This window comes from Rhizobium etli CFN 42 (genome assembly GCF_000092045.1).
GTDB classification, from domain to species: Bacteria; Pseudomonadota; Alphaproteobacteria; order Rhizobiales; family Rhizobiaceae; genus Rhizobium; species Rhizobium etli.
Window position 1 is genome coordinate 607,171 of the sequence record NC_007766.1, and the last position, 12,969, is coordinate 620,139.

Annotated in this window: 11 protein-coding genes and 2 pseudogenes; 7 read left to right on the forward strand and 6 right to left on the reverse strand. The window is 60.3% G+C overall.

The genetic code is table 11. The features are described from left to right. The first annotated feature begins 20 nt into the window (after window positions 1-20). The 5 genes from RHE_RS29250 (at window position 21) to RHE_RS29270 (ending at window position 4,649) form a co-directional block, all read left to right on the forward strand. The gene (locus RHE_RS29250; protein WP_011428845.1) at window positions 21-1,010 is read left to right on the forward strand and encodes an enoyl-CoA hydratase/isomerase family protein; all 990 of its coding nucleotides are present in this window, start codon (window positions 21-23) and stop codon (window positions 1,008-1,010) included. Window positions 1,011-1,107: 97 nt separating this feature from the next. Continuing rightward, window positions 1,108-1,659: a hypothetical protein gene (locus tag RHE_RS29255; RefSeq protein WP_011428846.1), complete on the forward strand. Its 552-nt coding sequence runs from the start codon at window positions 1,108-1,110 to the stop codon at window positions 1,657-1,659. A gap of 17 nt (window positions 1,660-1,676) precedes the next feature. Further along, window positions 1,677-2,312 carry an isochorismatase family cysteine hydrolase gene (locus tag RHE_RS29260; RefSeq protein ID WP_011428847.1) on the forward strand — a complete coding sequence of 212 codons (636 nt, stop codon included), beginning with the start codon at window positions 1,677-1,679 and terminating at the stop codon, window positions 2,310-2,312. 135 nt (window positions 2,313-2,447) lie between these two features. After that, a complete protein-coding gene (locus RHE_RS29265) occupies window positions 2,448-3,116 on the forward strand; it encodes a VOC family protein (protein WP_011428848.1) in 669 nt (222 codons plus the stop codon). Window positions 3,117-3,362: 246 nt separating this feature from the next. Next, window positions 3,363-4,649 (forward strand): epoxide hydrolase family protein, encoded by a 1,287-nt coding sequence (locus RHE_RS29270; protein ID WP_011428849.1) that lies wholly within the window; start codon window positions 3,363-3,365, stop codon window positions 4,647-4,649. Window positions 4,650-4,780: 131 nt separating this feature from the next. Here RHE_RS29270 and RHE_RS29275 read toward each other — a convergent pair whose 3' ends face one another. The 6 genes and pseudogenes from RHE_RS29275 to RHE_RS34640 all read right to left on the reverse strand — a co-directional run. Next, on the reverse strand, window positions 4,781-5,155 hold the full coding sequence (locus RHE_RS29275; protein ID WP_011428850.1) for a response regulator transcription factor: 375 nt from the start codon (window positions 5,153-5,155) through the stop codon (window positions 4,781-4,783). A 65-nt stretch (window positions 5,156-5,220) separates the two neighbouring features. Continuing rightward, entirely contained in the window at window positions 5,221-5,877 is a 657-nt protein-coding gene (locus tag RHE_RS29280; RefSeq protein WP_011428851.1) for a response regulator transcription factor, read from the reverse strand. Next, window positions 5,870-7,451: pseudogene (locus RHE_RS29285) on the reverse strand (sensor histidine kinase). The gene RHE_RS29280 and the pseudogene RHE_RS29285 overlap by 8 nt, the downstream one beginning before the upstream one ends. A gap of 149 nt (window positions 7,452-7,600) precedes the next feature. After that, a complete protein-coding gene (locus RHE_RS29290; RefSeq protein ID WP_011428852.1) occupies window positions 7,601-9,199 on the reverse strand; it encodes an MFS transporter in 1,599 nt (532 codons plus the stop codon). Window positions 9,200-9,204: 5 nt separating this feature from the next. Beyond that, the gene (locus tag RHE_RS29295) at window positions 9,205-10,356 is read right to left on the reverse strand and encodes an HlyD family secretion protein (protein ID WP_011428853.1); all 1,152 of its coding nucleotides are present in this window, start codon (window positions 10,354-10,356) and stop codon (window positions 9,205-9,207) included. A 443-nt stretch (window positions 10,357-10,799) separates the two neighbouring features. Further along, a pseudogene (locus RHE_RS34640) lies at window positions 10,800-11,267 on the reverse strand (molybdopterin dinucleotide binding domain-containing protein); the annotation flags it as partial. Window positions 11,268-11,722: 455 nt separating this feature from the next. Here RHE_RS34640 and RHE_RS29310 point away from each other — a divergent pair. Then, window positions 11,723-12,046, forward strand: a complete 324-nt coding sequence (locus RHE_RS29310; RefSeq protein WP_042120070.1) for a hypothetical protein — start codon at window positions 11,723-11,725, stop codon at window positions 12,044-12,046. Between the two features lie 130 nt (window positions 12,047-12,176). After that, window positions 12,177-12,503, forward strand: a complete 327-nt coding sequence (locus tag RHE_RS29315) for a hypothetical protein (RefSeq protein ID WP_338060913.1) — start codon at window positions 12,177-12,179, stop codon at window positions 12,501-12,503. Window positions 12,504-12,969 lie beyond the last annotated feature (466 nt).

Below are 12,969 nucleotides of genomic sequence, written 5' to 3' on the forward strand. Positions count from 1 at the left end.
CAATTTCCTTGGAGCCAGTCATGAACGTGAGAATGCAGAAATCGACCACATTCGCCACCTTGTCATCGCAGTTTCTCGCCGCTGCGGCGCTGCTGATGCTGCCGGCGCCCGCACTTGCCGGGCAAACGCTTATCGCGGAAAAATACGACGGCGCGACAGAGATCAGATCTCAACCGGGCAAAGAGCGGCCGCAGATCAGGATCGACAAGCGGTCGCCCGCCTATTGGCGCGTCACTTTCGACAATCCTCCTTTCAACATCTTCGGTCCTGAAACCATCCCGCAGATGGAGAAAGTCGTGGCGGAGATCGAGACCGATCCAAATCTGAAGATCGTCGTCTTCGACAGCGCCGTGCCGGGCTTTTTTCTCACCCACTACAACTTCACCCCGCCGCTTGCAGAATCGACCAGCCTCCCCTCGGGACGGACGGGTCTCCATCCCCTTCCCGACATGCTGGTGCGCATCAGCAAGGCGCCCGTTGTTTCCGTTGCGCTGATCCGCGGCCGCGCGACGGGAGTGGGAAGCGAACTTGCGCTTGCGAGCGACATGCGTTTTGCCAGCAGGGAAAAGGCGATCCTGTCGCAGTGGGAGGTGGGCGCCGGCTTCGTGCCGGGCGGCGGACCGATGGCTCGCCTTCCGCGGCTTGTAGGACGCGGCAGAGCGCTCGAAGTTTTGCTCGGCTCCGACGATATCAACGGCGAGCTGGCGGAGAAATACGGCTACGTCAACCGCTCCTTTGACGACGACAAGCTCGATCCCTTCGTCGACGCCCTCGCCGCGAGGATCTCCGGTTTCGACCGCCAGGCGATCGCAGACACCAAATATCTGGTCGATTTCGCCAGCCTGCCGTCGGATCCGGAAATCGGGGCCGGCTGGGATGCCTTCATCTCCTCGGTGCAGCGCCCCGTGGCGCAGAAGAACATCGGCCGCCTGATGGAGATGGGTTTGCAGACCAACCCCGATATCGAGGCGCGGCTTGGGCACTACACCCAGACACTGGGCAACGACTAGGCCGAAACGCTGCCCCGCGGCGCTACGACCGCGGGCAGCGGCACCGGGCACGTTCGATTGCCCTGCGCATTACCACTGACAATTATGGAGACACTACATGCACAGCATCGAAAACCAGATCGTCGATTCAAGTTTTTCTGCGATCATCAATGCGCCGATCGAACATGTTGATATCCCGGCATGGTGCTTCGCCCTGCCGGAGAAAGAATATCAGCAGTGCTCCCCAGCGCACATTGCCGCGGGCTTCACCACGGCGCCTGACGGCACGCGGATGTCGATCAACGTCGAAACGATCGGCGGGAGCCTGATGGTCCAGCACTACATCGAAACGTTGGGGGAAAAGCACCATCTCGTTCTCGATTCCGATTCCGATGTCTTCACGCCCACTGGCCGCGTTACCATCCACGTCACGTGGGAGCTGAGCGTGAAGAGAATCGACGCGCAGCGGTGCGAATTCACAAACCGCGTCAGATCCTACGCAACGGACGAGATGATGGCGTTCCTGGACCGACAGGGCATTCCCTTCGAGGTTTTCCGAACCCAGCGGCAGCCGATGTCCATCGCACACAACAAGGGCGAAACGCCGCTTTTCGCCGCAAGCATTGAACGCGCTGCCCTGCGCAACGCCTCTTCGATCAAGGCAGCGTGATTTCCGGGAGGATTACCATGACAGAATTGTCCTACGATTGCAGCAACACGGGATTGATCGTCGTCGATCCCTATAACGACTTCATCTCGGAAGGCGGGAAGATCTGGCCCCGGCTCAAGGAGGTTGCCGAGGCGAACAATTGCGTTCCGCACATGCTCGAAGTGTTGAACGCCGCGCGGCAGGCAAGGCTGCGCGTCTTCTTTGCGATGCACCACCGCTACAGGCCCGGCGATTACGAAAACTGGAAATTCGTTGCGCCAATCCAGCGCGCGGCATGGCATCGCAGGAGCTTCGAGTTCGGCACCTGGGGCGGCGAATTCCGCGCAGAATTCGTGCCGCTGGACGGCGAGGTCGTCGCCTCGGAGCACTGGTGCTCGAGCGGCTTCGCCAACACGGATCTCGATCTCGAGTTGAAGCGGCACGGGATCCAGAGAGTGATCGTGATCGGCCTCGTCGCGCACACCTGCATCGAGGCCACGGTTCGCTACGCTGCCGAGCTCGGCTATGATGTGACGGTAGTGAAGGACGCCGTTGCAGACTACTCTCCGGAGATGATGCACGCGGCGCTCGAGATCAATTTGCCGAACTATGCCAGCGCGATCGTGGAGACAGGGGAGGTCGTTACCGCTCTCTCCGCAAGCAACGCAGCATAGTCACACCAACCCGCCACGGCGCAGTGATGCTCCGGCTGACCAACACCTATGCATAATGGACAGCCGTCTGGTCGGGGCGCATCGTCTCTCCGTTGCGGCAAGAGCCGCAGGAGAGTTCACCTTAGGGAGATCGAAATGACTGTTCATGAATCGATGAATTCGAAAGCAGCCGCCTTGACCGAGATCGATATGAAGCTCGAAGTCGTGGTCATTCCCGTATCGGACGTCGACCGCGCCAAGGCATTTTACACCGGCCTCGGCTGGCGGCTCGATGCAGACTTTCCAGGCAAGGACGGGTTCCGTGTCGTGCAGGTGACGCCGCCTGGATCGCCATGCTCGGTCATCTTCGGATCGAAGGTCACCTCGGCTTTGCCTGGCTCGGCACAAGGGCTTCACCTCATCGTCTCCGATATCGAAACGGCGAATGCCGCGCTGGCCGCGAGGGGTGCCGAGATGAGCGGCGTCTTCCACGATGCCGGCGGCGTGTTCCACCATCGGGGCACTGAACAAAGGCTGGCTGGTCCACATCCGTCCCGCGCCAGCTATGGCTCCTTCGCCTCATTCACCGATCCGGACGGGAACGGCTGGCTCTTCCAGGAAGTCACAACGCGGCTGCCCGGACGGATCGATGAGAAAGGCGCGACCTTCACCTCCACGCCCGATCTTGCCGGCGCCCTCCGTCGTGCGGCCGCCGCCCATGGCGAACATGAAAAGCGGACCGGTGGCAAACACGACGAAAACTGGCCGGACTGGTATGCGGAATACATGCTCGCCGAGCAGTCCGGGGCAGCACTGGAGACCTGACGGCTCACGCCGCCGATCAACCTCAAGCTCGGCATATGGGGCGGCCGCGGGCCGCCCTTGCTTTATCAACGGGACCGACCTCTTGGCATGCGCGCATCACCGGCTGGTGGCAGCGATGGTCCGCGCGGCGATTGCGACCGGAAAGGCACAAATCCAAAGGTATCGGCGACACCTTGGTGCAATAGATCCTCGCTTCGTCAAGTGTGAAGCTCTCCTGCGTCCAAACACCCATCACAGGAGAACGCCATGTCGTCCACCGAACATCTCGTCACCCGCCGAACTCTTCTTGCCAGCGCCGCCGCTGCCGGCGCGTTGATCATCATGCCACAACAAGTGGCGTTCGCCAAAGAAGGCGACGAACGTATCCGCCGCTTCAGCTTCAAGGCCAGCGAAGAGCAGCTCGGCGATCTGCGCCGCCGCATCGAGGCAACGCGCTTTCCCGAACCTGAGCTCGTCGCCGACAGCTCGCAAGGCGTCCAGTCCGCAACAATCGAAAAGCTGGCGAAATATTGGGCGACGAACTACGATTGGAGAAAGATCGAAGCCAAGCTCAACGAATTGCCGCAGTTCATCACGGAGATCGACGGCGTCGACATCCACTTCATCCATGTCAAAGCCAAGCATGACGGCGCCCTCCCGATCATCGTGACGCACGGATGGCCGGGCTCGATCATCGAGCAGATGAAGATCATCGGACCGCTGACGGATCCGACCGCGCATGGCGGCTCGGCATCCGACGCCTTCGACGTCGTCATCCCTTCTATTCCGGGGTACGGCTTCTCCGGCAAGCCGACCGAAAAGGGTTGGGATCCGATCCGGATCGCCCATGCGTGGATCGAGCTGATGAAACGTCTTGGCTACGCCAGATACGTGGCCCAGGGCGGCGACTGGGGCGATGCGGTGACCGAACAAATGGCGCTGATCGCCCCGCCCGAACTCCTCGGCATCCACGTCAACATGCCGGCAACCGTACCGGAGGACATCGCCACGGCCCTGCAGCCTGGCGGCAAGAAGCCGGCGGGATTGTCGCCGGACGAATCCCATGCCTACGATCAGCTGGCCGACTTCTACGCACACGGCCTCGGCTATGCGATCGAGATGGCGAACCGGCCCCAGACGCTCGTCGGCATTACGGATTCTCCCGTCGGCCTCGCTGCCTGGATGATCGACCACGACATCCGCAGCTATGAGCTGATCGCTCGTATCTTTGACGGGAGGACGGAAGGTCTCAGCCGAGACGATATTCTCGATAACATCACCCTCTACTGGCTCACGAACACGGCTGTTTCGTCGGCGCGGCTGTATTGGGAGAACAAGCTCGCCTTCTTCCAGCCGAAGAACGTCAAGATCCCGGTCGCCGTCAGCGTCTTCCCCGACGAAATCTACGCCGCGCCGCGAAGCTGGACCGAGAAGGCCTATGCGAACCTGATCCACTTCAACAGGCTCGACAAGGGCGGCCATTTCGCCGCCTGGGAGCAGACCCAGCTGTTCTGCGAGGAAATGCGAACGTCGTTCCGCACGGTTCGGAGCTAGAACGGCCCATCGTTTCTGAATGGAGGCCGGACTCAACCGTGGTTGAGTTCGGCCATCGCAGGAGCCGGCGGCGCGATGATGCCTTTCAGGATCTGATGAGCGACTGGGATCTGGCGGGCAGCGAATCGGGCTCACGGCCGTTGGCTGAAGGCAGCCTCGAGACATCCGATCAGCGTGCTGACGTCGACCGGTTTGCGGAGAAAGGCGAAGGCGCCGCCATTGAGCGCAGCGTTGCGCGTGCGCTCATCGTCGTAGGAGGTCACGAAGATCATCGGCGGGCCGTCCCCACGGCGGTTGAGCTCAGCCAACAATTCAAGGCCGGTAAGGCCCGGCATCTGGACGTCCACCAACATGCAGTCGATCTCGGCGCGTGGCTCGAAATCGAGAAACTCTTCCGCACAGGAGAACAGCCGGCTCTGGTAACCGAAGTTCTTGATCAGGTCATCCATCGCTTCGCGGATGGCCTGGTCGTCGTCAACGACGGCGATGGTGGGAACGGAGGGCAATGAGGCAGCCTTTTTTGTTCTCTATGCCGCCTTTATGCGCCCATGCCCCCTTGAAAGATACCATACTAAGATACAGCTGGCCGGTGTCGGTCGCCGAGGATTTCAGCTTTGCGCACCAGATCGGCGACAGACCGGACTTCCATCTTGCGCATGACATTGCCTCGATGGAGTTTTACCGTCACTTCGCTAATGCCCAGTTCGAAAGCGATCTGCTTGTTCATCAGCCCCCTGACGACGGCATCCATGACTTCGCGTTCGCGCGGCGTCAGGCTTGCGGCAAGTGAGGTGACAGCCGCGCTCTGCGCGCTCTCCTGGCGCCGTACGGCATCGCGCTCCATCGCGGTCGCCACGGCATCGAGAATGTCCTGCTCCTCGAACGGCTTGGTCAGAAAGTCGACGGCGCCGGCCTTCATTGCCCGCACGCTCATCGGAATGTCGCCGAAGCCCGTCATGAAGACGATCGGCATCTGGTTGCCGATGCGCTCCAGCTCGACCTGAAAATCAAGGCCGCTGACGCCGGGAAGCTGCACGTCGAGGAGGAGGCAGCCTGGTCGGCTCAGATCGGCCTTTTCAAGAAAGGCGGAGGTGCTTTCGAACGCTTCAGCGCCGAATTTCATCGAGCGGAACAGGTCGGTCAACGCCTCTCTCATCGAGATATCGTCGTCGACGATGAAGACGACGGACGCGGCTGGTTCCTTGGCTGCTTTGCGCATATCAGGCATATTCCATCTCCGGTCTGATCGGCAGCGACATTTCAAAGACCGCTCCACCCTCGGGATGGTTGCCGCCTTCGAGCTTTCCACCACGGGCCCCGAGCGTGGTGCGGCAAATGGAGAGGCCCATGCCCATGCCTGCCGCCTTCGTCGTGAAGAACGGCGCAAACAGCTTCTCCTTCGCATCCGCTGCTATGCCGGGCCCGCTGTCGCGCACGGCGACGCGAATATGATCCGTATCCTGCTGCTCGATCCGCACGGTGATGGCGCGCTGGCTGGTGCCGGCTGCGTCCATCGCCTGGATTGCATTGGTGATAAGGTTGATCAATACCTGCTGCAGCTCGATTTTCACCGCCTTCAAAGGCGGGGTGTCCTCCCTTTCAACCAAGACCGTCGTGCCGCTTCGTTGAAGTTCGTGCTCCATCAGGATCAGCGTTTCATCGATGAGCTCGTCCAGGCTGATGGTTTCAAGCGTGCCTTCGGACTTGGCAAGCAGGTTTCGCGTGTTCTGGATGATGTCGCTGGCGCGCTTGCTGTCCCGGATCATCCTTTCGGCCGAGCGGCGCGCGGCCGGAAGGGTCCGGCGGTTCGCGGTCGAGCCAGCGCAGCAGCGTTTGCGCATTGACGATGATCGCGCCGAGCGGCTGGTTAAGTTCATGGGCAAGCGAGGCGGACATGGCGCCAACGGTGGCAGCTTTCGACGCTCTGGTCAGTTCCGCCCGCGCCTCGGCAAGTGCCTTCAAGGCGAGCTCGCGTTGAGTGATATCGACCATGCTCACGACGACCCTGTTGAAGGCGGCTGGCTCCTTCGGGAAGCTGATGCTGAGCAAGGCGAGCTTGTCCTCGTTGCCTTCGGTGCGCAGTTCCACCTTGTCTTCGAAGGTGCGTTCACCGTTCATGATTGCCTGCATCACGTCCAGGAACTTCTCCTTGGCGGCGATTATGGACGGCTTGAGATCTCCCTTCGCGGAGAAGCGCGGCCCGAGCAGCTCCCTCGCCGCCTCATTGGAGGCGACAACCTTGATGAGATCCATGCAATGATCGGCAAAACCGGGGTTTGCCCGGGCATGGTCCTTGATATTGAGGACGCCTTGCTGCTTCAGGCTCATCAACGTGGCGTGGAGTTTGGAATAATCGCGTTCCCACAGCGCCACGCGCGTCCGGTCGAAGATGGAGCGATAGCGAGCCTCGCTCTCTTTGAGGGCGTTGTTGATCGACAGCAACGTCAGGCGGGCGGACTCTGTTTTCAGCAACAGCATGGTGGTGACGACCAGCGCCGCAAGCGCGACAACGAGGCGAATCGTCGATTGCAGATCACCATCCTGCCCATGCGTCACAGCGTAGGAAAGAAGCGTCATCGTCGCGCAGGTGGCCGAGATCATCAGCAAGCCAATCCGGGTCACCGCCTGCGCGGCGAGCAGCATCGTCACCACGTAAATGACTGCGATCGCACCTTCTATATCAGTATAGGTATCGACATAGAAAACGGCCGCTGCGAGCACTGCGGCGAGCAAGGGGAAAGAAAGATGATGCCTTCCGCCTTGCAAGTCGCGAGTGCGAAACATCGTTGACGCGATCGACATTATTCCCCCAGTACGATTTCCCTCGACACTACCGGTTTCGGGCAAATGCTGACCTACACATTAGTGTCGGTCGCTATACCTTGCCCCCGCTTCGGCCACGCGACGGTATCGCGTTTTTCGCGCTCTTGTCTCTCACATTTATCGCTGGGTTATGCTGTTTTCCGCGGCCCCGCGTTCTGCTCATGCGTGAAGTCGGGGTGCAGCGGCCCGAAGGGCATTGCGCCCATCAGGGAAACCAGAAGCAGACCCGATACTGCCGACCAGAAGGACAACATGAATAAGTCGGAATAGGCCAGGACATAAGCCTGTGCGCGCAGTTGCGTCGCGGCAATCGACAGTGTCTCGAGACCACTGCGGGCATGCCCATCGAGAAGCGAGGCTATTTTTGACGTCCATGCATGAAGCTCAGGTGAGGCGGCGGTGATCCGGTGTCCGAGCACATTGGAGTGAAATTGCTCCCGCCGCCGCAGCCAGGTGGTCATCAGGCTGGTGGCCAGTTCGACGCTGCCAAGCCTTATGACCTGAATATAGGCCGATACGGCGGTCGAGCGTGCGGGGTCCGAATTGGCGATAAGATAAACGACGGTCGAGAAAAAGGCGAATGACTGGCCGGCTGTGTACAACAGCACCGGAATCAGGAAATTCGAGGCCGACCATGCCTTGGTCAGCTGAGATCCCAAAAACGCCCCTGCCGCCATCATCAGAAGACCGATGATGATGCAGAACCTCGAATCTACCCGGCTCTGGAGGACGATCGCCATCGCCGTGAATAGAAACACCGGAATGACCGCGCCTGCGAAATAGAGGTCGGAGGCGGCGATCGGCCTCAGGCCGCCGACATTCTGCAGGAAGCCGGGAACGGAAATGGAACCGCCGGCGCTGCTGAGACTGAAGCAGATGATGACGGCATAGCCGATGCCGATGTTGCGCGACAGGATGACGCTTGCATGCGCCCAGGGCCGCTCGACAAGGCTTTCATTGACGAGGAAGCAGGCTGCGAGAACCGCTCCACCAACCAGCAGCGAGGTCACGACACCCGATTGGAACCAGTCGAGCCGGTTGCCCTGGTCGAGCGCGACGTAGAGCATCGTCATCGATGATCCGAGCAGCAGCATTCCGCCCCAGTCGGCCCTTTCGAGCAACCCGATGTTGATCTCTTCCTTCGGCGCACCAACGACCAGCAGGAGCGCGATGACAGGGGCGACGATCACATCCTGCCAATAAAGCCACTGCCAGCCGAGATAGTCGCCGTAGATGCCGACCAGCACGAAGCCGAGGCTCTGCGACAGAGGGACACGCAGCGCATAGAGCCCGATGCCGATCAGCCAGTATTTGGTCGAAAGGTTCCGGAATATCACCATGAGGGTCGCGGGGATGAACACGCCGAGCAGAAGCCCCCTCAGCGCATGGAGCACGAAAAGCGCCGTCCCGCCCGTGACCTGAGGAATGGCAAGCGAGACGGCGGCATAGATGAGCGCGGACGGGATCATCACGCGGCGGATGCCGAAGACGGTGACAAGCCAGGCGACTGCCGAAGCGATGAGAATTTGCGGCGCGTTGGCGATCGTGCTCAGCCAGGATGCCTCGTCGGCACCGAGCGAATAGGCGCCGCGCAGATCCGGAAGGCCGACAGAGAATACCCGCGTGTCGAAACCGACCACGAAAGATGCCAGGAGGAGTGCGGCGACGATGAGATAGGGACGGCTTGCGGTCCTGCCGCTGGTCAGCGGACCGAAAACGAGCGACATCTGGCTCACCGGCTGGCTCCCGCAGGGGTATCGACCGTCACGATGGCCGACATTCCCGGTCTCAGCTGGTCAATCAGGGGCTGATCCGGATCAAGCTCTATCCTGACAGGAATGCGCTGGACGACTTTCGTATAGTTTCCGGTTGCGTTGTCGGGCGGCAAGAGGGCGAAGATCGCACCACTGGCCGGCGAAAGATCGGCGACCTTGCCGTGCAGTACCTGTCCGGGGAATGTATCGACGGTGATCTCGGCGCTTCGGCCGGGCGTCATCCGGGCTAGCTGCGTCTCCTTGAAATTGGCAGTGATATAGACGTTCGGCAGAGGAATTTCGGAAACGATGCCGGTGCCGGCGCCGACGACATCGCCCTCATGGACGAACCTGCGGCCGAGAATCCCATAGAACGGCGCTTCGATGCGCGTGTAGCTCTGGCGGATGTGCGCCGTGTCGAGGTTTGCCTGTGCCGCCCTGACCTCCGCCTGCAAGAGGGGCTCCTGGCCCTGCAGAACCTTAAGCTGCGCCTGCTGTTGTTCGATCGCCGCGGCGGTGGAATTCACCGCGGCCACCGCCTGCAGATAGGCCGATTGGGCTTGCTGAAGTTCATGCTGGGATGTTGCCCCGCCGAGCTGCTTCTGCCGCTGGAATTCCTGCTCAGTTTGCGTCTGCTGGGCAAGCGCCGAGGCATTCTGCGCCTCTGCCGCCCGCACGACCGCCCTCTGCAATTCGATCTGATTGGCGAGATTGGCGAGAGAGGCCTGTGCCGAGGCGAGATTGGCGCCCGCCGCTTCGACCGCGGCGTCATATTCGCGGGAGTCTATCTCTGCCAGCACCTGACCTTTCGTCACTTTCTGATAATCGGCGACCGGCGTGCGTTTGATGATCCCGCTGATCTGCGCGCTCAGCGTCGAGACGTCGGCGCTGACAACGGCATCGTCGGTGGCTTGGCGGTCCGCGCCCGCAACCCAGCTGTTCCAGTCGACGATCGCCCAGGCAACGGCTGCGCTGGCGGCGGCAACCGCGGCGAATGGAATAACAAGACGCCTGAGGTCGGCCGCCGTCACCGCAGGACGTTCGGGAGCTGCCAGCGGCTCGGCTTGGACAGCCGCCTTGGCGGGAGCCGAAGGAAAGTGCTTCGAAACATGGTTGGGATGGGTGTCCATTACCGCCTCACACCGTTTTGCGGGTTCCAGCACACACGCTTCTCGTCGCGGTCGCGGGGCTAACAGAGACATGTTCGGTGCGGGCCAATAGCATCCAGCAAACCGCCGCCATCATCATCGGGAAGCTTGGCGGATTGCGGAGGAAAGCGCAGGCAGCCATTGCGCCTATGGCGCAGGCGGCCGCAAGCGCCGTCAAGGAGTCATCCGACTGAGTAGAGCCTCTGATCGAATTCCTGTACATGATCATATCCCCCGCTGCCCTGTTGCCGGCAGCCTGTCTTTCGATGGGGAAATGCTAAACCCGCGCCCAGCTCGGGTGAATTATACATAGGTGTAGGGCGGGTCCGAGGAAGTCAGAAGCAGTGCCGTGGCGAATGCCGTTGCGACCATTGCCTCATGCAATGGCAATGCCGCATGGTCGCCAATGCATGCGGCATGCCCTGTTACATCTCGGCGGCCGCCACCGTGATCGGCACACCCTTGTAGGACGGCGTGCCGGAAAGATGGTCGTAGTGGTCGAGCGCTACGACGACATTCATTTCAGGATAATATCCGGCAACGGAACCGCTTGGAATGTCGTAGGCAACGGCGGTAAATCCCCGCACGACGCGCTCGGTCTCGTCTTGTCCGGCAAGTCCGCGAATGTCGATGCGGTCGCCATCCTTCAGGCCGCGGCGCGCCAGATCGCCCCTGTTCATGAAGATTACGTCGCGCCGGCCGAAGACCCCGCGATAGCGATCGTCGAGCCCGTATATGGTCGTATTATATTGGTCATGGCTGCGGATCGTGGTGAGGACAAGGGCATCGGGATTGTCGAGCAGAGGATCTTCGTCGAGGCCCGCCGACACGAGAAAATTGGCCTTGCCGTTTTCCGTGTTCCAGCGGCGGAATGAGGCCGCGACATTTCCTCTTGTTCGATTTTCATTGTCACAGTCTTGGCCGTAGCATAATAGACGCTGACCACCATGTTGTTGCCGGAATCGATATTTTGGGATGGAGTCAGTATTTTCGTCCAAGACGGTTTTAAGGGCGAAGAGGTGTTTTTGCCGGCTCCTCTTTCGGCATATGGGACGAAGGCGTGGATGCAGATGAGCCGGCCGCGAAATACGACCTGAAGCCAGAAACACTGCCTTGTTGGCAGCGTCCAGCAAGTGGTATATGCGGGCGCTTCCGGAAGATCTACAGCCTCCTGCAGGGCTCAACGGCCCAGGCAGGGTTTGGATCGTGGCGCGTGAAGATGACATCCTTGCGGGAAAGACCTTGCTCGCGTGTGAATATGTCGAGGATTGAAAAGTTACTCTATCCGGCCAGAGTGGCGGTATGGCGCACTAAGAGCAGTCTTGGGCGAGGTGCGTCGGCCTGGCCCATGACGGTGGAGGTCTCGCACCACGTGGATGCGTCCGAGCCTGACGCGGAGGGGTTCTATCACTATCATTATGAGTACGAGATTTATAAATTCACCGATGGCGTTATGACGCTACTGGCGCGGGCCTATAGCGACGAGCCTCGCCGGGCCGCCCTGATGGCGTGGAACGAGGGTACCAATAACCGTCTGTTGAGAAAGCGGGATTTGCGCCATCCGCTATTCCTCGGGGCCCTAGCCTTCCTCGAGAGGGCCGGCAAATCCAAGCTGGATTGGCTCGACAGAAACAGCCGATCCTACCTGCCAATCGTCGATGGGGGTGAATGATTTGCGCCGTTCCAAACCGAGCTCAAAGAAGCGTCATTCGGACAGGCCATCCGTCAGTGGGTTCACGCCAGCGGGCATCGCCTCGGATCTTTGGTGGGTGCCCGATATGGTTGCTCTGGAACTACCGTCGATGACCGCGGAGGCATATGTGGAGGCCTACCTGGCGGATCCATGTGGATGGTGGTGGTCTACGATTTTGCTTCATGATCCGAGAGAAACTGTATTGAAACGGGTCCTGGCCATCATTGCTCAAGCCCGGCTGCCTGATCACGAAACGGCGCTCGGTCAATTGGGCGCGGGTCCTCTTGAAGATATGATGGGGAATGAATTACTCGATGTTTTAGGGCACTGGACCCCGTTCACTGCCGCAATGTGCCATGCTCTCAGCATGGTAAGGATGGACGCCAAGTCACCCGCACTGCGGCGACGCCTTGACGCGATGATTCTGGAGCCCTAACGCAAGAGCGTTGAGGTGGAGCATCGCATTGATGATCATGACGCCTTTGAGTGGCGGGACTGACAATCCTCGCGCGCAAAGTTAAGGCATTTTATGATAGGAAGTTTGCTGGTCATTGTAGGTCATCCGGTACGATTTGGCTGGATGCGACACCTGAACAACCTGTGACCATCCCGCTTATCAAAAATGCGCTGGCTGCGCTGCTGCATGTGAATGTAAATGCCATCGAGTGTTGGTTTCTGCGCAGAACTGAGCCCTTTGCGCCTAATCGGCTCAGTTCTGCGGCGAAACCAACATCGACTCACCATCTACAGTCGATGCCTTGACGAAGATGGCAGCGCCGGGCGCGGCTTGGCTGACAATAGCTGCAGCGCTTGGAGCAGCAGCGTCATGAACATGGCGGGCAACTCTGCCTTTCGGGCGCCGCAGTGTCTATTCCGCATGACGCTCATCGCTTCATCTGTTT

Coding starts and splice junctions, on each gene's coding strand:
- RHE_RS29250 (WP_011428845.1), top strand. CDS start 21: ATGAACGTGAGAATGCAGAAATCGACCACATTCGCCACCTTGTCATCG.
- RHE_RS29255 (WP_011428846.1), top strand. CDS start 1,108: ATGCACAGCATCGAAAACCAGATCGTCGATTCAAGTTTTTCTGCGATC.
- RHE_RS29260 (WP_011428847.1), top strand. CDS start 1,677: ATGACAGAATTGTCCTACGATTGCAGCAACACGGGATTGATCGTCGTC.
- RHE_RS29265 (WP_011428848.1), top strand. CDS start 2,448: ATGACTGTTCATGAATCGATGAATTCGAAAGCAGCCGCCTTGACCGAG.
- RHE_RS29270 (WP_011428849.1), top strand. CDS start 3,363: ATGTCGTCCACCGAACATCTCGTCACCCGCCGAACTCTTCTTGCCAGC.
- RHE_RS29280 (WP_011428851.1), bottom strand. CDS start 5,877: ATGCCTGATATGCGCAAAGCAGCCAAGGAACCAGCCGCGTCCGTCGTC.
- RHE_RS29290 (WP_011428852.1), bottom strand. CDS start 9,199: ATGTCGCTCGTTTTCGGTCCGCTGACCAGCGGCAGGACCGCAAGCCGT.
- RHE_RS29295 (WP_011428853.1), bottom strand. CDS start 10,356: ATGGACACCCATCCCAACCATGTTTCGAAGCACTTTCCTTCGGCTCCC.
- RHE_RS29310 (WP_042120070.1), top strand. CDS start 11,723: ATGACGGTGGAGGTCTCGCACCACGTGGATGCGTCCGAGCCTGACGCG.
- RHE_RS29315 (WP_338060913.1), top strand. CDS start 12,177: ATGACCGCGGAGGCATATGTGGAGGCCTACCTGGCGGATCCATGTGGA.